This is a genomic window from Pseudonocardia sp. EC080619-01 (genome assembly GCF_001420995.1).
GTDB lineage: Bacteria > Actinomycetota > Actinomycetes > Mycobacteriales > Pseudonocardiaceae > Pseudonocardia.
Map to the genome: position 1 here is coordinate 5,523,230 of NZ_CP012184.1, position 22,127 is coordinate 5,545,356.

General features: G+C 77.7%; 1 protein-coding gene. It reads left to right on the top strand.

All coding sequences use genetic code 11. From position 1 onward, the window contains the following. Positions 1 to 9: 9 nt before the first annotated feature. Positions 10 to 22,116: a type I polyketide synthase gene (locus AD017_RS25810; RefSeq protein WP_168172827.1), complete on the top strand. Its 22,107-nt coding sequence runs from the start codon at positions 10 to 12 to the stop codon at positions 22,114 to 22,116. Positions 22,117 to 22,127: the final 11 nt, after the last annotated feature.

Here is a 22,127-nt window from a genome sequence, read left to right on the forward strand (position 1 = left end):
GTGATCAAGATGGTGCAGGCCATGCGGCACGGGGTGCTGCCCCGCACGCTGCACGCCGCTGTCCCGTCGTCGCACGTGGACTGGTCCGACGGCGCGGTGGAGCTGCTCACCGAGGACGCCTCCTGGCCGGAGACCGGCCGCGCGCGCCGCGCCGCCGTGTCGTCGTTCGGGATCAGCGGCACCAACGTCCACACCGTCCTCGAGCAGGGCCCCGCGACCGCACCCGCCGACGAGCCGGGGCGGACCCCGGCCGTCGTGCCGCTGCTGCTGTCGGGCCGCGGCCGCGCCGCGCTGCGCGGGCAGGCCGCCCGGCTGCTCGGGCACCTCCGGGACCACCCCGGGACCCGCACCGTCGATCTCGCCCACTCGCTCGCCACCACCCGCACCCGCTTCGACCAGCGGGCCGCGGTCCTCGGCGGCGACCGCGACGACCTGCTCGCCTCGCTCGGCGCGCTCGCCGCCGGCCGCCCGGACCCGCTCGTCGTCGAGGGGGAGACCGCGGGCCGTGCCCGCCTCGCGGTGCTGTTCACCGGCCAGGGCAGCCAGCGCGCCGCCATGGGCCGCGAGCTGTACGCCGCGCAGCCGGTGTTCGCCGCCGCGTTCGACGAGGTCTGCGCCGAGCTGGACCCGCTGCTCGACCGCCCGCTCGCCGGGGTCGTGTTCGCCGACGAGGGCACCGACGACGCCGCGCTGCTCGACGAGACCGGCTGGACCCAGCCCGCGCTGTTCGCGGTCGAGGTCGCGCTGTACCGGCTCGCCGAGAGCTGGGGCGTGCGCGCCGACCTCGTGGCCGGGCACTCGATCGGCGAGATCACCGCCGCGCACGTCGCCGGGGTGTTCACCCTCGCCGACGCCGCCCGGCTCGTCGCCGCCCGCGCCCGCCTCATGCAGGCCCTGCCCACCGGCGGCGCCATGATCGCGATCCGGGCGGGCGAGGACGAGGTCACCCCGCTGCTCGACGACCGGGTCGCGCTCGCCGCGGTCAACGCGCCGGACTCGGTCGTCGTCTCCGGCGACGCCGACGCCGCCGCCGCGCTCGCCGCGACGTTCGCCGAGCAGGGCCGCCGCACCCGCACGCTGCGCGTCAGCCACGCGTTCCACTCGCCGCACATGGACGGCATGCTCGACGACTTCCGCGCCGTCGCGGAGGGGATCGCCTACGGCGCTCCCCGGATCCCGGTGGTCTCCGACCTCACCGGCGCCCGCGCCACCGACGACGAGCTGTGCGACCCCGGGTACTGGGTGCGGCACGTGCGCGAGGCCGTCCGGTTCGCCGACTGCGTCACCACGCTGCACGCCGAGGGCGCGACCGTCCTGCTGGAGCTGGGACCCGACGCGCCGCTCACCGCGATGGCCCGGGAGACCCTCGGGGACGGCGCGGACGTCGCGCTGGTGCCGTTCCTGCGCGCCGACCGGGGCGAGGAGCTCGCCGCCGCGACGGCCGCCGGGCTGCTGCAGGTCCACGGCGTCGACCTCGACCAGGACGCCCTCCTCGCCGGGACCGGCGCCCGCCGCACCGCGCTGCCGACCTACGCCTTCCAGCACGAGTTCTACTGGCCGCAGCTGCCCGCCGCCCCCGCGTCCGGCGGTGCCGACGCCGACCCGGCCGACCGGCAGCTGTGGGCCGCCGTCGAGCGCGGCGACGCCGCCGAGCTGGCCGGCATCCTCGGCCTCGACACCGACGACGTCGCCACACCGCTGCTGCCCGCCCTGACCACCTGGCGGCGCGGCAACCGGGAGAAGGCGCAGCTCGACACCCTGCGCTACCGCGTCGAGTGGACCCGGCTGCGGCGCCCCGCCGCCCCGGTCCTCGACGGCACCTGGCTGCTGGTCTCCACCGGCGCGACCGCCGACGCCGAGGGCACGCTGCTCGACGGGCTCGCCGACGCCCTCGGCGCGCACGGCGCCCGGGTCCGCCGCCTCGTCCTCGACGACGACTGCGCGGCCGACCGCACCGACGTCGCCGCGCGGCTGGCCGAGGGCACCGACGAGGGGGACCCCGCCGCCCACGTGCTGTCCGTCCTGCCGCTGGACGAGCGCCCCGCGGAGGGTGCCGAACCGCTGACCCGCGGCCTCGCGCTGACCGTCGCGCTCGTCCAGGCACTCGCCGACAGCGAGGCAGGCACCGGGACCGGCAACGGGACGACAGGCCGGCTCTGGACCGCGACCCGCGGCGCCGTCTCCACCGGGCCCGCCGATCCGGTCACCCACCCGCAGCAGGCCACCGCCTGGGGCCTGGGCCGCAGCGTCGCCCTGGAGCACCCGCGGCTGTGGGGCGGCCTCGTCGACCTCCCGGCCGAGCTCGACCCGCGCAGCGGCCAGCGCCTCGCCGGCGTCCTCGCCGACAAGGACACCCCCGACGGCGAGGACCAGGTCGCGCTGCGCGCCTCCGGCGTCTCCGGGCGGCGGCTCGTCCGGCACACCGTCGACGCGCTGCCGCCGGCCACCGCCTTCACCGCCACCGGATCGGTGCTGGTCACCGGCGGTACCGGCGGGCTGGGCGCGGAGGTCGCCCGCTGGCTGGCCCGCTCCGGCGCGGCGCACCTGGTGCTCACCAGCCGCCGCGGCGCCGACGCCCCCGGCGCCGCCGAACTGCGCGACGAGCTCACCGCGCTCGGTGCCTCGGTCGCGATCGAGGCGTGCGACGTGACCGACCGGGACGCGCTCGCCGCCGTCCTGGACGCCGTGCCCGCCCACGCGCCGCTGACGGGTGTCGTGCACACCGCAGGCGTCGGCCACTACGACGCGCTCGACACCCTCGACGTCGGCGGCGTCGCCGCCCGCGCGGGCGCCAAGATCGCCGGCGCCGCGCACCTCGACGACCTGCTCGGCGACCGCGAGCTGGACCTGTTCGTGCTGTTCGGCTCCGTCGCCGGGGTGTGGGGGAGCGGTGCGCAGAGCGCCTACGGCGCCGCCAACGCCTATCTCGACGCGCTCGCCGCACACCGCCGCGCCCGCGGCCTCGCCGCGACGGGCGTCGCCTGGGGTCCGTGGGCCGGGTCCGGGATGGCGGCCGACGACGCCGTCGCCGGGACCCTGCAGCGGCAGGGCCTCGGGATGCTCGACCCCGGCCCGGCCATGGCCGAGCTGCGCCGCGCCGTCGTCGACGGCGACGTCACGGTCACCGTCGCCGACGTCGACTGGGACCGCTACGCGCCGCTGTTCACCTCGGCCCGGCCGAGCGCGCTGATCTCCGGCCTCGCGGACCTGGGAGAGCCGGAGACCGGTGCGGGCGTCACCGAGATCGTCACGAGGGTCCGCGCCCTCGACGAGCCCGCCGGGACGCGGCTGCTCGCCGAGCTGGTCCGCGGCGAGGCCGCCACCGTGCTGGGCCACGGCTCGGCCGACGCCGTCACCGAGTCCCGCGCCTTCCGCGACCTCGGCTTCGACTCGCTCACCGGGGTCGAGCTGCGCACCCGCCTCGGTGCCGCCACCGGCCTGACCCTGCCCAGCACCCTGGTGTTCGACCACCCGACGCCGCTGGAGCTCGCCCGATGGCTGCGCGCGGAGATCCTCGGCGCCGCCCTCGACGTCACCGGCCCGGTCGCCACCGGCGCCGCAGACGACGAGCCGATCGCGATCATCGGCATGGCCTGCCGGTTCCCCGGGGGTGTCTCCTCGCCGGAGGCGCTGTGGGACCTCGTCACCTCCGGCACCGACGCGATCACCGACTTCCCGGTCAACCGCGGCTGGGACACCGCCGCGCTGTTCGACCGCGACCCGGACCGCCCCGGCACCACCTACTCCACCCGCGGTGGCTTCCTGCACACCGCCGACGAGTTCGACCCGTCGTTCTTCGGGATCTCGCCGCGCGAGGCGCTCGTCATGGACCCGCAGCAGCGGCTGCTGCTGGAGACCACCTGGGAGTCGTTCGAGCGGGCCGGGATCCGGCCCGACACCGTCCGCGGCAGCCTCACCGGCACCTTCATCGGGTCCAGCTACCAGGAGTACGGGCTCGGCGCGGGCGACGGCGCCGAGGGCCACCTCGTCACCGGCACCAGCCCGAGCGTCCTGTCCGGCCGGCTGTCCTACGTGTTCGGGCTGGAGGGCCCGGCCGTCACCGTCGACACCGCGTGCTCGTCGTCGCTGGTGGCGCTGCACCTGGCCTGCCAGTCGCTGCGCAACGGCGAGAGCAGCCTCGGCGTCGCCGGCGGTGCCACGATCATGACCACGCCCAACCCGTTCGTCGCGTTCAGCCGCCAGCGCGCGCTGGCCCGCGACGGCCGCTGCAAGGCGTTCTCCGACGACGCCGACGGCATGACCCTCGCCGAGGGCGTCGGCATCGTGCTGGTCGAACGGCTCTCCGACGCCCAGCGCAACGGCCACCCGGTGCTCGCCGTGATCCGCGGCTCCGCGATCAACCAGGACGGCGCCTCCAACGGCCTCACCGCCCCGAACGGGCCGTCCCAGCAGCGGGTCATCCGGCAGGCGCTGGCCAACGCCCGGCTGGAGCCCGGCGACGTCGACGCCCTCGAGGCGCACGGCACCGGCACCCCGCTGGGCGACCCGATCGAGGCGCAGGCCGTGCAGACCACCTATGGCCGCGACCGCGACCCGGTGCGCGCGCTGCTGCTCGGCTCGGTGAAGTCCAACATCGGGCACACCCAGTCCGCCGCCGGCGTCGCCTCGGTGATCAAGACGGTGATGGCGCTGCGGCACGGGGTGCTGCCCCGCACGCTGCACGCCGACGAGCCGTCGTCGCACGTGGACTGGTCGGCCGGGAGCGTCCGGCTGCTCGGCGAGCAGACCGCCTGGCCGGAGACCGGCCGCCCGCGCCGCGCCGCGGTGTCGTCGTTCGGGATCAGCGGCACGAACGCGCACGCCGTCCTGGAGCAGGCTCCCGTTCCGGACGTCGCCCCCGAGGTCCTGCCGGGCCCCGCCGGGGCCCTGCCGTGGGTGCTCGGTGCCCGCGGCGGTGCCGCGCTCCGCGGGCAGGCCGACCGGCTGCTCGCCCACCTCGAGACGTCCACCGACCACCCGGCCGACGTCGGGTACGCCCTGGTCACCGCGCGTGTGCCGTTCGAGCACCGCGCCGTCGTCGTCGCCGCCGACCCCGCTGAGCGGACGGGCGGGCTGCGTGCGGTCGCCGCCGACGGGCCGTCCGGCGTGGTCGCCCGTGGCGTCGCCGACGTCGACGGCCGCACCGTGTTCGTCTTCCCCGGGCAGGGCTCGCAGTGGCTCGGCATGGGCGCGCAGCTGCTCGACGAGTCCCCGGTCTTCGCCGACCGGGTCGCCGAGTGCGCCGAGGCACTCGCCGAGTTCACCGACTGGTCGCTCGACGACGTGCTCCGCGGCGCCGAGGGGGCGCCGCCCGTCGAGCGGGTCGACGTCGTCCAGCCCGCCACCTTCGCCGTCATGGTCGGCCTGGCCGCGCTGTGGCGCGCGCACGGCGTCGAGCCCGACGCGGTCGTCGGCCACTCCCAGGGCGAGATCGCCGCCGCCGTCGTCTCCGGTGCGCTGTCGCTGCGCGACGGGGCCCGGGTGGTCGCGCTGCGCAGCCGGGCGATCGCGCGGTCGCTGGCCGGGCGCGGCGGCATGATGTCGGTCGCGCTGCCGGTCGCCGAGGCCGAGGAGCACCTCGCCGGCTACGAGGGCCGGGTGTCGGTGGCCGCCGTCAACGGCCCCCGCTCCGCGGTGCTCGCCGGCGAGCCCGACGCACTCGACGAGCTGCTCGCCGCGTTCGACGCCGCCGACGTCCGCGCCCGCCGGATCGCGGTGGACTACGCCTCGCACTCGCACCAGGTCGAGGACCTGCGCGACGAGCTCGCCACGACCCTCGCCGGAATCGCCCCGCAGCCGTCGCAGGTGCCGGTGTTCTCCACGGTCACGGGCGACTGGCTCGACACGTCCACGATGGACGCCTCCTACTGGTACGAGAACCTGCGCAACCGGGTCCGGTTCGCCGACGCCGTCGAGGCGCTGCAGGCCGGCGAGTACCGCACGTTCGTCGAGTCGAGCCCGCACCCGGTGCTGTCGATGGCCGTGCAGGACGTCCTCGACGACGCCGGCACCACCGGCGTCGCCGGCGGGACGCTGCGCCGCGACCAGGGCGGCTACGACCGGTTCCTGCTGTCCGCGGCCGAGCTGTACGTCCGCGGGCTCGCCGTCGACTGGGCCCGGGTGTTCGACGGGACCGGTGCGTCCCGGGTGGACCTGCCCACCTACGCCTTCACCCGCGAGCAGCTGTGGGTGGTCCCGCCGGCCGTCACGGCCGCCGCCGACCCCCAGGACGAGGCGTTCTGGGCCGCCGTCGAGGACGGCGACGTCGCCGCACTGACCTCCACCCTGGACACCGACCCCGGCGCGGTCGCCGCCGTCCTGCCCGCGCTCGCGACCTGGCGCCGCGGGCGCCGGGACCGCTCCACCCTGGACTCCTGGCGCTACCGCGTGGCCTGGAACCCGGCCGGGTCACTGCCGCAGCGCACCCTGGACGGCACCTGGCTGCTCGTCACCGCCGACGGCGTCGACGACGCCGAGGTGGCCGGTGCGCTGGCCGCGCACGGCGCCGACGTGCGCCGCGTCGTCCTCGACGCGGAGTGCACCGACCGCACCGTGCTGGCCGGGCGGCTCACCGCCGCGACCACGGACGGGGAGGACCCCACCGGTGTCGTCTCCGGTGTCGTCTCCGGTGTCGTCTCGGTGCTCGCCGAGGCCGACGCGACGACCGTGCCGGAGACCGGCCTGGTCACCGGCGTCGCGCTGACCGTCGCACTCGTCCAGGCGCTCGGCGACACCGGGATCGACGCGCCGATGTGGGCGCTGACCCGCGGCGCCGTCACCACCGGCCGTGCCGACGAGGTCACCTCCCCGGTCCAGGCCCAGGTCCTCGGCATCGGCTGGACCGCCGCGCTGGAGCACCCGCAGCGCTGGGGCGGGACGATCGACCTGCCCGCCGCCCTCGACGACCGCGCCGCCGCCCGCCTCGCCGCCGTCCTCGCCGGGGAGCTGGGCACCGACGACCAGCTCGCGCTGCGCCCCACCGGCGTGTTCACCCGGCGGATCGTGCGGGCCGAGCCCGCCGGCGCCCGCCCGGCCCGCGAGTGGAACCCGCGCGGGACCACCCTGGTCACCGGTGGATCCGGCACCCTCGCACCGCACCTGGCGCGCCGGCTCGTCGAGCGGGGCGCCGAGCACGTCGTCCTGCTGTCCCGGCGCGGCCCCGACGCCCCCGGCTCGGCCGAGCTGCTCGCCGAGCTCGGCGACGCCGGTACCGAGATCGAGGCCGTGGCCTGCGACATCACCGACCGCGCCGCCGTCGCGGGGCTGCTGGAGCGGCTCGCCGCACAGGGCCGCACGGTGGGCACGGTCCTGCACACCGCCGCGACCATCGAGCTGGCGACCCTCGACGCCACCACCCAGGACGAGGTCGCCCGGGTGCTGCACGCCAAGGTCACCGGCGCGCAGGTGCTCACCGAGCTGCTCGACGAGCAGACCGCCGAGCCGGCCGAGGTCGTCCTCTTCTCCTCCACGGCGGGCATGTGGGGCAGCGGCGCGCACGCCGCCTACGTCGCCGGCAACGCCCACCTCGCCGCGCTGGCCGAGCACCGGCGGGCCCGTGGCCTGCCCGCGACCTCGGTCGCCTGGGGCATCTGGGCCGACGACCTGAAGCTCGGCCGGGTCGACCCGGCCGCGATCCGGGGCAGCGGCCTGGTGTTCATGGACCCGCAGCTCGCGCTGAACGGACTGGAGCGGGCCCTCGACGACGCCGAGACCGTCGTCGCGGTCGCCGACGTCGACTGGGACACCTACCACCCCGTCTACACCTCCGGCCGGCCCACGCCGCTCTACGACGAGGTCCCCGAGGTCGCGGCGCTCACCGCGGCCGCGGAGCGGACCGCGGGAACGGTGGCCGAGGGCGAGTTCGCCGCCGCGCTGAGCGGGCTCTCCGACGCCGAGGCGCTCCGCCGGATCCTCGACGTCGTCCGCACCGAGGCCGCCACCGTGCTCGGCCTCGCCTCCGCCGACGACCTCACCGACCAGCGCGCGTTCCGCGACGTCGGGTTCGACTCGCTGACCGCCGTCGCCCTGCGGAACCGGCTCGCGTCGGTCACCGGGCTGACGCTGCCGTCGACGATGGTCTTCGACCACCCGACCCCGGCGGCGCTCGCCGCGTTCCTGCACGGCGAGCTGGCCGGGGCCACCCCGGTCGCGGCCGCCGCGCCGTCCACCACGGCCGCGCAGGACCGGGACGACCCGATCGTCGTCGTCGGTATGAGCTGCCGGTATCCCGGCGGGGTCGCCTCCGCCGAGGACCTGTGGCGGGTCGCCCTCGACGAGGTCGACGCGATCTCCGGGTTCCCCGCCGACCGCGGCTGGGACGCCGCGGGCCTCTACGACCCGGACCCGGACCGCGCCGGGCACACCTACTCGACGCAGGGCGGGTTCCTGCGCGACGTCGCCGACTTCGATCCCGGCTTCTTCGGGATCTCGCCCCGCGAGGCGCTGTCGATGGACCCGCAGCAGCGGCTGCTGCTGGAGACCACCTGGGAGACGTTCGAGCACGCCGGGATCGACCCGGCCGCGCAGCGCGGGAGCCGCACCGGCACCTTCATCGGCGCCAGCTACCAGGACTACGCGTCCGGGGTGCCCGCCACCGAGGGCGCCGAGGGCCACATGATCACCGGCACGCTGCCCAGCGTGCTGTCCGGGCGGGTCAACTACCTGTTCGGCTTCGAGGGCCCGGCCGTCACGCTCGACACGGCGTGCTCGTCGTCGCTGGTCGCGATGCACCTGGCCTGCCAGTCGCTGCGCAGCGGGGAGAGCTCTCTCGCGCTGGCCGGCGGTGTCAGCATCATGTCCACCCCGATGTCGTTCGTCGGGTTCAGCCGCCAGCGCGCCCTCGCCGAGGACGGCCGGTGCAAGGCCTACGCCGACGGCGCCGACGGCATGACCCTCGCCGAGGGCGTCGGCCTCGTCCTGCTGGAGCGGCTGTCCGACGCCCGCCGCAACGGGCACGAGGTCCTGGCGGTCGTCCGCGGGTCCGCGGTCAACCAGGACGGCGCCTCCAACGGCCTCACCGCCCCGAACGGGCCGTCCCAGCAGCGCGTGATCCGCCAGGCGCTGGCCGGGGCCGGGGTCGCGCCGAACGACATCGACGTGCTGGAGGGCCACGGCACCGGCACCGCGCTCGGCGACCCGATCGAGGCGCAGGCGCTGTTCGCCACCTACGGCGACGGCCGCGAGCCGGAGCGGCCGCTGCTGCTCGGCTCGGTGAAGTCCAACATCGGCCACACCCAGATGGCGTCCGGCGTCGCCAGCGTGATCAAGCTGGTCCGCGCGCTGCAGGACGGGGTCGTCCCGAGCTCGCTGCACATCGACGAGCCCTCGACGCACGTCGACTGGTCCTCCGGGGCGATCGACCTGCTCACCGAGCGCACCGCGTGGCCGGAGACCGGCCGCCCGCGGCGCGCCGCGGTGTCGTCGTTCGGGATCAGCGGCACCAACGTGCACACGATCCTGGAGCAGGCCCCGGCCGTCCCGGCCGATGTCCCCGCCACACCCGCGCCGGACGGGGTCCCGGCCCCGGTGCTGGTCTCCGGCCGCGGCGAGGCCGCGCTCCGCGACCAGGCCGGACGCCTGCTGGACCTGCTCGACGCCCGTCCGGAGCTCCGGCCCGGCGACCTCGCGCACGCCCTGGGCACCACCCGCGCCGCCCTGGAGCACCGCGGCGCCGTGGTCGCCGCCGACCGCGACGAGCTGGTCCGCGGCCTCACCGCGCTGCGCGACGGCGGCACCGCACCCGGCGTCGTCCGGGGCACCGCGGGACGCGGCCGGACCGCGTTCCTGTTCACCGGGCAGGGCAGCCAGCGCGCCGGCGCCGGTGCCGAGCTGTACGCCCGGTACCCGCTGTTCGCCGACGCCCTCGCCGACGTCCTGTCCCGGCTGGACGCCGGCGCCGACGGCGGCCCGCCGCTGCGCGACGTCCTGTTCGCCGAGCCCGGTTCCGCCGACGCGGCGCTGCTGGAGCGCACCGGGCACGCCCAGCCCGCGCTGTTCGCGCTCGAGGTCGCACAGTTCCGGCTGCTGGAGTCCTGGGGCGTCGTCCCCGACCTGCTGGCCGGGCACTCGATCGGCGAGATCGCCGCCGCGCACGTCGCGGGCGTCCTCTCGCTCGACGACGCCTGCACCCTCGTCTCCGCCCGCGGCCGCCTCATGCAGGCGCTGCCCACCGGCGGGGCGATGGTCGCCGTCGAGGCGGGCGAGGACGAGGTCACGCCGCTGCTCACCGGGGGCGTCGGCATCGCCGCCGTGAACGGGCCGGCCGCCGTCGTCGTCTCCGGCGACGCCGACGAGGTCGACGCGGTCGCCTCCCGGCTCGCCGGGCTGGGGCGCCGCACGAGCAGGCTGCGGGTCTCCCACGCGTTCCACTCGCCGCTGATGGAGCCGATGCTCGACGAGTTCCGCGCGGTCGCCGACCGGCTGGACTACGCGGCACCGGCGATCCCGGTCGTCTCGACCGTCACCGGCACCCTGGCCACCGCCGCACAGCTCACCGACCCCGCGTACTGGGTGGAGCACGTCCGGGCCACCGTCCGCTTCGCCGACGGCGTCGCCGCGCTGGCGTCGGACCACGACGTCCGGACCTTCGTCGAGCTCGGGCCGGACGGCGTGCTGTCCGCGGCCGCCCGCGACACCGTCGGCGACGAGCCGGGCACCGTGCTGCTGCCGCTGCTGCGCAAGGACCGCCCGGAGGAGCGCACCGTGCTCGCCGCGGTCGCCGGTGCCCACGCACACGGCACGGCCCTCGACCGGCGGGCGCTGCTCGCCGGGTACGGCGCCGGGCGGATCGCGCTCCCGACCTACGCGTTCCAGCGCGAGCGCTACTGGCCGGAGACGGCGGGCGTCCCGGCGGCCGGCCCGGCGCCGGAGGGCACCGGGGCCGACGCCGAGTTCTGGGCCGCCGTGGAGCGCGACGACGTCGAGGGACTCGTCGGCTCGCTCGGCCTGGACGACGCCACCGTCTCCGCGATGGTCCCGGCGCTGACCGCCTGGCGCCGCCGCCGCGGCGAACAGGCCACCCGCGACGGGTGGCGCTACCGGATCACCTGGACCCCGCGCACCGGGTCCCCGGCCGGCGGCGACCTCGACGGGCGCCGGCTCGTCCTGGTCCCGCAGGGCTACCGCGACGGCGCGACGGCCGCCTGGGCCGCCGACGTCGAGGCCGCACTGGGCGCCGGGAGCGCCGAGCGCGTCACCGTGACCGGCACCGACCGCGCCGTGCTGGCCGCGGCGATCACCGCGGCCGCGGGGGAGGGCCCCGCGTTCGCGGGCGTCCTGTCGCTGCTGCCGCTCGCCGACGGCGACGCCGGGCACCCCGGCGTGCCCGCCGCGCTGTCGCTGACCACCACCGCCGTCCAGGCGCTCGGCGACGCCGGGGTCGACGGTCCGCTGTGGACCGTCACCCGCGGCGCCGTCGCCGTCGGCCGCTCCGAGCAGGTCACCGAGCTGGACCAGGCCGCCGCCTGGGGTCTGCTGCGGACCGCGGCGCTGGAGCTGCCCGGCCGGATCGGCGGCACCGTCGACCTGCCCCCGGCGATCGACGCCCAGGCCGCCCGGCGGCTGCGCGGCGTGCTCGCGGCGGCCGACGGCGAGGACGCGGTCGCCGTGCGCCCGTCCGGCGTCTTCCTGCGCCGGCTCGTGCACGCCCCCGCCCGCACCGGCGGCACCTCCACCCCGTTCGACGCCACGGCCGGCACCGTCCTGATCACCGGCGGGACCGGCGGGATCGGCGGCCACGTCGCACGGCGGCTCGCCCGCGACGGCGCCGCGCACCTGCTGCTCGCCGGGCGCCGCGGGCCCGACGCCCCCGGCGCCGCGGCCCTGCGCGCCGAGCTGGAGGAGCTCGGCGCCCGCGTCACCGTCGCCGCCTGCGACGTCGCCGACCGCGACGCGCTGGCCGCGCTGCTGGGCGACGTCCCCGCCGGCCTGCCGCTGGTCGGGGTGTTCCACACCGCGGGCGTGCTCGAGGACCGCGTGCTCGACGCGCTCACCCCGGAGAGCTACGGCGGGGTGCTGCGTGCCAAGACGGTCGCGGCCCAGCACCTCGACGAGCTGACCCGCGACGCCGGGCTCGCCGCGTTCGTGCTGTTCTCCTCGACCGCAGGCACGATCGGCGCCGCCGGGCAGGGAAACTACGCCGCCGCGAACGCCTACCTCGACGCGCTCGCCGAGCACCGGCGGGCCCGCGGCCTCCCCGCGCTGTCGGTCGCGTGGGGGCCGTGGGACGGCTCCGGCATGGTCGCCGACGCCGCCGAGGTCGCCGCCCGGGTGCGGCGCGGCGGGTTCGAGCCGCTCGACCCGGAGGCGGCCGCGTCCGCGCTGCTGCGGGCCGTCGACGCGAGCACCGACGGCGGGGAGACCACCGTCGCGATCGCCGACATGGACTGGGAACGGTTCCTGCGCGCGTTCGGCTCCGTCCGCCCGATGCCGCTGGTCGCCGACCTCCCCGAGGTCGCGCGGCTCGCCGGCCCCACCACCGGCGGCGACACCGGCACCGGCCTGCGCGGCCGGCTCGCGGCCCTGCCCGGCGACGAGCGCCTCGGCGTCGTCCTCGACGTGCTGCGCACCCAGGTCGCGGCCGTGCTCGGGCACGCCGACCCGCGGACCGTCGACGACGACCGCGCGTTCCGCGACCTCGGCTTCGACTCGCTGACCATCCTGGAGCTGCGCAACGCGCTCAACGCCGCCACCGGTCTGTCGCTGCCCGCGACCCTGGTCTACGACCAGCCGACCCCGCGGGAGATGGCCGGGTTCCTGCTCGGCGAGCTGCTCGGCACGCTCCCCGACGAGCGCGGCCCGGTCGCCGCGACGGCCACCGGCGACGACCCGATCGTCGTCGTCGGGATGGCCTGCCGGTTCCCCGGCGGCGTCCGCACCCCCGACGACCTGTGGGAGCTCGTGGCCGGCGGCGGCGACGGCATCACCGCCTTCCCCGACGACCGCGGCTGGGACCTCGCCGCGCTCGGCGACGGCGCCTCCGCGACGCTGCAGGGCGGGTTCCTCGACGGCGTCGCCGACTTCGACGCCCGGTTCTTCGGCATCTCCCCGCGCGAGGCGCTCGCCATGGACCCCCAGCAGCGGCTGCTGCTGGAGACCACCTGGGAGGCGTTCGAGCGGGCCGGGATCGACCCGGCGACGCTGCGCGGCTCGGACACCGGCGTCTTCGTCGGCACCAACGGCCAGGACTACGCGACGCTGCTGCGCCGCTCCTCCGACGACGTCTCCGGCTACGCCGCCACCGGCAACTCCGGCAGCGTCATGTCCGGCCGGCTGTCCTACGCACTCGGCCTGGAGGGGCCGGCCGTCACGATCGACACCGCCTGCTCGTCGTCGCTGGTCGCCCTGCACTGGGCCGGCCGCGCGCTGGCGGCCGGGGAGACCGACCTCGTCGTCGCCGGCGGCGTGTCGGTGATGTCCGGGCCGGACTCGTTCGTCGAGTTCTCCACCCAGGGCGGCCTCGCCCCGGACGGGCGCTGCAAGCCCTTCTCCGACGACGCCGACGGCACCGCCTGGTCCGAGGGCGTCGGCATGCTGGTGCTGGAGCGGCTCTCCGACGCGCTCCGCCACGGCCACCGCGTGCACGGCGTGATCGGCGGTTCCGCGGTCAACCAGGACGGTGCCTCGAACGGGCTCACCGCGCCCAGCGGGCCGTCCCAGCAGCGGGTCATCCGGCAGGCGCTGGCCGACGCCGGGCTGACCCCGGGCGACGTCGACGCCGTCGAGGCGCACGGCACCGGCACCACCCTCGGCGACCCGATCGAGGCCCAGGCCCTGCTCGCCACCTACGGCCGCGACCGCGACACCGCGCGCCCGCTGCACCTGGGCACGGTCAAGTCGAACATCGGCCACACCCAGGCCGCCGCCGGCGTCGCCGGCGTGATCAAGATGCTGCTGGCGATGCGGCACGGCACGCTGCCCCGCACGCTGCACGCCGGCACGCCGTCGTCGCACGTGGACTGGAGCGGCGGCACCGTCGCGCTGCTCGACGAGGCCCGGGACTGGCCGGAGACCGGCGGCACCCGCCGGGCCGGTGTCTCGGCGTTCGGCGTCAGCGGCACCAACGCGCACGTGATCGTCGAGCAGGCACCGCCCGCCCCGGAGACCGCCGCCGACCTGCCCGGTGAGGTGCCGTGGGTGGTCTCCGCCCGCTCGGCGGCGGCGCTGCAGGAGCAGGTCGACCGGGTGGTCGCCCACGCCGGTGCGCACACCGCCACCGACGTCGCCGCCACCCTGGCCCGCGGCCGCACCCTGTTCGGCCACCGCGCCGTCCTCCTCGCCGGGCCGGACGGGATCCGCGAGGCCGCCCGCGGCACCGCGCCCCGCACCCCCGGCCGGACCGCGTTCCTGTTCTCCGGGCAGGGCGCGCAGCACGCCGGGATGGGCCGCGAGCTCCACGAGCGCCACCCCGCCTACGCCGAGGCACTCGACGAGATCCTCGCCCGGTTCGACGTGCTCCTCGACGCGCCGCTTCGGGACGCGCTGTTCGCCGAGCCCGGCTCGGCGGCGGCCGACCGGCTCGACGAGACCGGCACGACCCAACCGGCGCTGTTCGCCGTCCAGGTGGCGCTGTACCGGCTCCTGGAGTCCTGGGGCCGCACCCCGGACCTGGTCGCCGGGCACTCCATCGGCGAGATCGCCGCCGCGCACGTGGCCGGCGTGCTCTCCCTCGACGACGCGTGCGCGCTCGTCGCGGCGCGGGCGTCGCTGATGCAGGCGCTCCCCGCCGGGGGCGCGATGGCCGCCGTCGAGGCGGCCGAGGACGAGGTCACCCCGCTGCTGGGCGACGGCGTCGCGATCGCCGCGGTCAACGGGCCCGCCTCGCTGGTCGTCTCCGGCGACGCCGACGGGGTCGCCGCGGTCGCGGACCGGCTCGCCGCCGACGGCCGCCGGACCCGGCGGCTGCGGGTCAGCCACGCGTTCCACTCGCCGCTGATGGACCCGATGCTCGACGGTTTCGCCGCCGCGGTCTCCGGGATCACGGTCGCCGAGCCGCGGATCCCGCTGGTCTCCACCCTCACCGGTGCCCCGGCCGGACCGGAGCTGGGCGAGCCCGGCTACTGGGTGCGCCACGTCCGGGAACCCGTGCGGTTCGCCGACGCCGTCCGCGCCCTGCACGACGCCGGCGCGACGACGTTCGCCGAGATCGGCCCCGACGCCGCGCTGCTCGCCCCGGCCCAGCAGACCCTGGACGCGGTGGCCGCGGCCGACGGCCCGGCACCGGTCGTCGTCGCGCTCCAGCGGCGCGACCGCGACGCCGGCACCGCACTGCTCGACGGGCTGGCGACCCTGCACGTGCACGGCGCCGGTCCGGACTGGACCGCCGTGCTCCCCGGCGGCCGCCCGGTCGAGCTGCCGACCTACCCGTTCCAGCGGGAGCGCTACTGGCCCGAGCCCGGCGCCACGGCCGGCGCCACCGGAGGGGCCGACCCCGCCGACTCGGCCTTCTGGGCCGCCGTCGAGCGGGAGGACCTGGAGAGCCTGTCGGGCTCGCTCGGCGTCGACGGCGACACGCTCGCCACGATGGTCCCGGCGCTGTCCGCGTGGCGGCGCCGGCACGGCGCGGAGTCCGCGGCCGCGTCCTGGCGCTACCGCGAGACCTGGACCCCCGTCCGCACCCCGGACGTGACCGTCGCCGGGCGGACGCTCGTGCTCGTGCCCGCCGGGCACGACGGCTGGGCCGACGCCGTGGTGACCGCACTCGACGGGGACGCCGTGACGGTCGGCGACGACCTCGCCGTGCTCTCCGCGCGAGCCGGCGCCGGAGCGGCCCCGGACCGGGTGGTGTCGCTGCTCGCGGCCGGGACCACCGGACTGCCCCCGGTCGTCGCCCACCCGTCCGCGCTGCTCGACGCGCTGCTCGCGGCCGGGATCGACGCCCCGCTGTGGTGCGTCACCCGGGGCGCGGTCGCCGCGGAGGGCACCACCCCCGCCGCCGGGCAGGCCGCGCTGTGGGGGACCGGCCGGGTCGCCGCGCTGGAGGCACCGCAGCGGTTCGGCGGCCTCGCCGACCTGCCCGCGGGTCCCGGCCCGGTGACCGCCGCGGCCGCCGCGGCACTCGCCGCGCTGCTCGCCGGCCCGGGCGGGGAGAGCGAGATCGCGGTGCGCGCCACCGGCGCCTACGCACGCCGACTCGTCCGCTCGGGCGGTGCCGGTGGCTCCGCCGGGACGGCCGCGGGCGGCTGGCGCCCGCGGGGCACCGTGCTCGTCGTCGGCGGCACCGGGGAGCTGGGCCGCCGCGCCGCGCGCCGGCTGGCCGCCGACGGCGCCACGCACCTGGTGCTCACCGCACCGGCCGCCGACGGCGACGTCGACACCGACGCCGTCACCGCCGAGCTGGAGGGGCTGGGCGCGGCGGTCACCGTGTCGGACGCCGATCCCGCCGACCCGGCAGCGCTCTCCGCACTGCTGGACGGTGCGCCAGGGGGGCCCGGGGCGCCGACCGCCGTCGTCCACGCCGGCGGGGCACCCGGCGACGGGGACCTCGCGGAGGTCCTCGCGTCCGTCGAGGCGCTCACCACGGCACTCACCACGGCGACCACGTCGGGGGACGCGGCCCGTGACCTCGACGCGGTCGTGCTGTTCGGCTCGATCGCCGGGGTCTGGGGCGTGCGCGGACGGGCCGTCGAGGCCGCCGCCGGCGCCCACCTCGACGCCGTCGCCCGCACCCTGCGCGGCCACGGTGTCCCCACGACGGCCGTCGCCTGGGGTGCCTGGACCGACCTCGCCGACCGCTCGACCGCGGCCCACCTGCGGATGAACGGCCTGCCCGCGATGGACGGCGACGCGGCGATGGCCGCGCTCGGCCGCGCCGTCGCCGACGGGTCGGCCGCCGAGACCGTGGCCGACGTCCGCTGGGAGACCTTCGCCCCGGCCCACCACGACGCCCGCGCCACCACCCTGTTCGACGCGCTCCCCGAGGCCCGCACCGCGCTGTCCGGCGCGGCCCGCGAGCGGGCCGGCCGCGAGGCCGCCGCGAGCGGGTACGGGCAGTGGCTCGCCGAGCAGCCCGAGTCCGAGCGCGACGCGATCCTGCTCGACCTGGTCACCGCGAAGGCGGGGACCGTGCTCGGCCTGGACACGACGGACGGCGGCGAGCCGCTGGAGCCCGACCTGCCCTTCCGGGACCTGGGCTTCGACTCGCTCACCGCGGTGGACCTGCGCAACCAGCTCACCGCCGTCACCGGCGTCGCGCTGCCCGCCACCCTGGTGTTCGACCACCCGAACCCGGCCGCGCTGGCCGCGCACCTGCGCGACGAGCTGCTCGGCGGGGGTGCCGCGGCCGCCGGTCCCGTCGCCCCCCTCGCCACCGCCACCGCGGACGACCCGATCGTCATCGTCGGGATGGCCTGCCGGTACCCGGGCGGCGTCGCGTCGCCGGAGGACCTGTGGCGCCTCATGGCCGACGACGTCGACGCCGTCGGGGAGTTCCCCGACGACCGCGGCTGGGACCTCGACACCCTCGCCGGTGACGGCCCCGGGCGCAGCGCCACCACCCAGGGCGGGTTCCTGTACGACGCCACCGACTTCGACCCGGGCCCGTTCGGCGTCTCGCCGCGCGAGGCCCTGGTCATGGACCCGCAGCAGCGGATCCTGCTGGAGACCTCGTGGGAGGCCCTGGAGCGGACCGGCATCGACCCGGCCTCGCTGCGCGGCAGCGCCGAGTACGGCGTGTTCGTCGGCGGCGGCTCCGGTGACTACCGGCCGCCGGCCGAGGCCGGGCAGTGGCAGACCGCCCAGTCCGCGAGCCTGCTGTCGGGCCGCGTCGCCTACACCTTCGGCGTCCAGGGGCCCACGGTCTCGGTGGACACCGCGTGCTCGTCGTCGCTGGTCGCGCTGCACCTTGCCGCGCAGGCGCTGCGGGCGGGGGAGTGCTCGATCGCGCTCGCCGGCGGCGTCACCGTGATGGCGACCCCGGTGGGCTTCGTCGAGTTCAGCGCGCAGGGCGCGCTGTCGCCGGACGGGCGCTGCCGCGCCTTCTCCGACGACGCGAACGGCACCGGCTGGTCCGAGGGCGTCGGCATGCTCGTCGTCGAACGGCTGTCCGACGCCCGCCGCCGCGGTCACCGGATCCACGCGGTGCTGCGCGGCTCGGCCATCAACCAGGACGGCGCCTCCAACGGCCTCACCGCACCCAGCGGCCCGGCCCAGCAGCGCGTCATCCGGCAGGCACTGGCCAACGCCCGGCTCGCCCCGGCCGAGGTCGACGCCGTCGAGGCGCACGGCACCGGCACCACCCTCGGCGACCCCATCGAGGCGCAGGCCCTGCTCGCCACCTACGGGCAGGACCGCGAGCAGCCCGTGCTGCTCGGCTCGCTGAAGTCGAACATCGGCCACACCCAGGCCGCGTCCGGCGTCGGCGGCGTCATCAAGATGGTGCTCGCCATGCAGCACGGCGTGCTGCCGCGGTCGCTGTACGCGGAGAACCCGTCGTCGCACGTCGACTGGACCGCCGGCGACGCCCGGCTGCTCACCGCGCACACCGGGTGGCCCGAGACCGGACGCCCGCGCCGGGCCGGGATCTCCTCGTTCGGCGCGAGCGGCACCAACGCCCACGCGATCCTGGAGCAGCCCCCGCACACGGAGCTCCCCGCGCCCGCCGACGGCACCCCGGACGACGGCGCCGCCGTCCCGGTGCTGCTGTCCGGCCGGTCCGCCGACGCGCTGCGGGCCCAGGCCCGCGCCCTGCTCGCCCACCTCGGCGAGCACCCGGAGCTGCGCCGCCTCGACCTGGCCCACGCACTGGCGACCGGCCGGGCCGCGTTCGACCACCGGGCCGCGGTCACCGCCACCGGGCGGGACGAGCTCGTCGCGGGGCTCACGGCCGTCGCCGACGGCGGCACCGCCCCGCAGGTCGCCACGCACCGCCTGGAGCGCAGCGGCCGCAGCGCCGCCCTGTTCTCCGGGCAGGGCGCCCAGCGGCCCGGGATGGGCCGCGAGCTGTACGAGCGGCACCCGGTGTTCGCCGAGGCCTTCGACGCGGTGCTCGCCCGGCTGGACGGTCACCTCGACCGGCCGCTGCGCGAGACCGTGTGGGGGACCGACGCGGACGCGCTCGCCGAGACCGGCGCGACCCAGCCGGCGCTGTTCGCGGTCGAGGTCGCGCTGTACCGGCTCGTCGAGTCCTGGGGGGTCCGCCCGGACTTCGTCGCCGGGCACTCGATCGGCGAGATCACCGCCGCGCACGTCGCCGGGGTCCTCGACCTCGACGACGCCTGCCGGCTGGTCGCCGCCCGCGCCCGTCTCATGCAGGCACTCCCGGCCGGCGGCGCCATGGTCGCCGTCGAGGCGGACGAGGACGAGGTGACCCCGCTGCTCACCGACGGCGTCGCGGTCGCCGGGGTGAACGGGCCCGGCTCGGTCGTCCTCTCCGGCGACGACGACGCCGTGACCGCACTGGCCGGCGTCCTCGCCGATCGGGGCCGCCGCACCAGCAGGCTGCGGGTCAGCCACGCCTTCCACTCGGCACGGATGGACCCGATGCTCGCGGAGTTCCGCACGGTCGCCGAGGGGCTCGACTACCACGAGCCGCGCATCCCGGTGGTGTCCAACCTGACCGGGGAGGTCGCCGCCGCGCACGAGCTCCGCTCGGCGGAGTACTGGGTGCGGCACGTGCGGGGCACCGTCCGGTTCGCCGACGGCGTCCGGGCACTCGCCGCCCGCGGCGTCACCACGTTCCTCGAGCTCGGCCCGGACGCCGTGCTGTCCGCGCTCGTGCCGCGCAGCGCGCCGGACGCGGTCGCCGTCCCCGCACTGCGCCGCGACCGCGACGAGGACGCGACGCTCGTCGCCGCACTCGCCCGGCTGCACACCCACGGCGCCGGCCCGCGGTGGGCGGCGTTCTTCGCCGGCCACGACACCCGCCGGGCCGACCTGCCGACCTACCCGTTCCAGCGCGGCCGGTTCTGGCCGGACGTCATGCCGGGCCAGGAGACCCGCGCCGCCGCACCCGCCGGCCCGGGCACACCCGACGAGATCGACGCCGCCTTCTGGGAGGCCGTCGCCCAGGAGGACTTCTCCGCGCTGGAGTCGCAGCTCGACGTCGAGGGCGCGGCCCTGTCCGCGGTGCTGCCCGCGCTGATGGACTGGCGCAGCCGCCGTGCCGACGAGGCGCGGCTGGCCCGCTGGCGGCACCGCATCGTGTGGAAGCGCCTGACCGGCCCCGCCGCCGGGCAGCGCCGCACACCCGAGGGCACCTGGCTGGCCGTGCTGCCCGACGGCGCCGCCGGGGACCCGTGGGTGACCACGGTGCTCGCAGGGATCGGTACCGGCGGTGCCGAGGTCGTGACCGTCACGACCGGGTCCACCGACCGGACCGAGGTGGCCGCCGCGATCACCGCGCAGCTGCCCGCCGGGACCCCGGTCGCCGGTGTCGTGTCGCTGCTCGCCCTGCGCGACGACCTCACCGGCGACGTGCCCGAGGGGATCGGGCTCACCACCGGCCTGCTGCAGGCGCTCGGCGACGCCGGCGTCGACGCCCCGCTGTGGTGCGTCACCCGCGGCGCGGTCTCCACCGGCGGCTCCGACCGCCCGGCCCGGCCGCTGCAGGCCGGGATCTGGGGGCTGGGCCGGGTCGCGGCGCTGGAGTACCCGCAGCGCTGGGGTGGCCTGGCCGACCTGCCCGAGGACCCCGACCCGCGTGCCGCGGCGGCGCTCGGCGCCGTGCTCGCCGGCACGGACGGCCCGGACGGCACGCAGCAGGGCGAGGACCAGGTGGCCGTCCGCGGCTCCGCGATCCTGGCCCGCAGGCTCGTCCCGGCCCCGCCGAGCGAGGACACGACGGCGTGGACGCCGAGCGGCACGGTGCTCGTCACCGGCGGCACCGGCGCCCTCGGCGGGCACGTGGCGCGGCGGCTCGCCGCCGACGGCGCGCAGCACCTGGTGCTGCTCGGCCGCCGCGGCCCGGACGCACCGGGCGCGGACGCGCTGCGTGCGGACCTGGAGGCGCTCGGCGCGGGCGTCACCGTCGCCGCGTGCGACGCCGCCGACCGGGAGCAGCTCTCCGCGGTACTGGACGCGATCCCCGCCGACCGGCCGCTGACCGGCGTCGTGCACGCCGCCGGCGTCCTCGACGACGGGATCCTCGACCGCCTCACCCCCGAGCGCTACCAGGAGGTGTTCCGGTCCAAGGTCACCGCCGCGCTGCTGCTCGACGAGCTGACCGCCGGCGCCGGCCTGGAGGCGTTCGTCCTCTTCTCGTCCGCGTCCTCGGCGGTCGGCAACCCCGGCCAGGCCAACTACGCGGCCGCCAACGCCGTGCTCGACGCGCTCGCCGAGCAGCGCCGGGCCCGCGGCGCCGCGGCCACCTCGATCTCCTGGGGAGTCTGGGGCGGCGGCGGGATGGCGGGCGACGGCTCCGCCGACGACGCGGCCCGCCGCACCGGGATCGGCGCGATGGACCCGGCGCTGGCGGTGGAGGCCATGCTCCGCCTGGTCGCGGCGACGGCGCCCACGGCGGTCGTCGCCGAGGTCGAGCTCGACCGGTTCGCCGGCGCGTTCGGCGGCACCCGCCCCAGCCCGCTGCTGCGCGAGTTCCCCGGCTACGCCGAGCTCGTCGCCGGGCAGGCGGGGCCCCGCCCCGGCGCGGGGGAGGACGACCTCGCCGCGACGCTCGCGGCGCTGCCGCCCGCACGGCGGCTGGACACCGTCGCGGACCTGGTGCGGACCCGTGCCGCTCAGGTCCTCGGCTACCCCGGCACCGACGACGTCGGCGCCGAACGGTCCTTCCGCGACCTCGGCATCGACTCCCTCGGAGCGGTCGAGCTGCGCAACCAGCTCGGCGCCGCCACCGGCCTGGGACTGCCGGCGACGCTGGTGTTCGACCACCCGACCCCCGCCGCCGTCGCCCGGTACCTGCTCGACGAGCTGGCCGGCGACGACCCCGACGCCGGCGGCACCGGTGGCGAGGAGGCCGAGATCCGCGCCGCGCTCGCCACCGTGCCCCTGGAACGGCTCCGCGAGCTCGGCGTGCTGGAGCCGCTGCTGCGGCTCACCGGCCGTGGCGAGGACCCCGCCGGCGACGACGACACCGGGAGCGGTCCCGGCGGCCCCGAGGTCGACGCGATGTCCGTCGACGACCTGGTGCGGGCCGCCCTCGACGGCCGGTCCGACGACCTGTAGCGCGAGTGAGG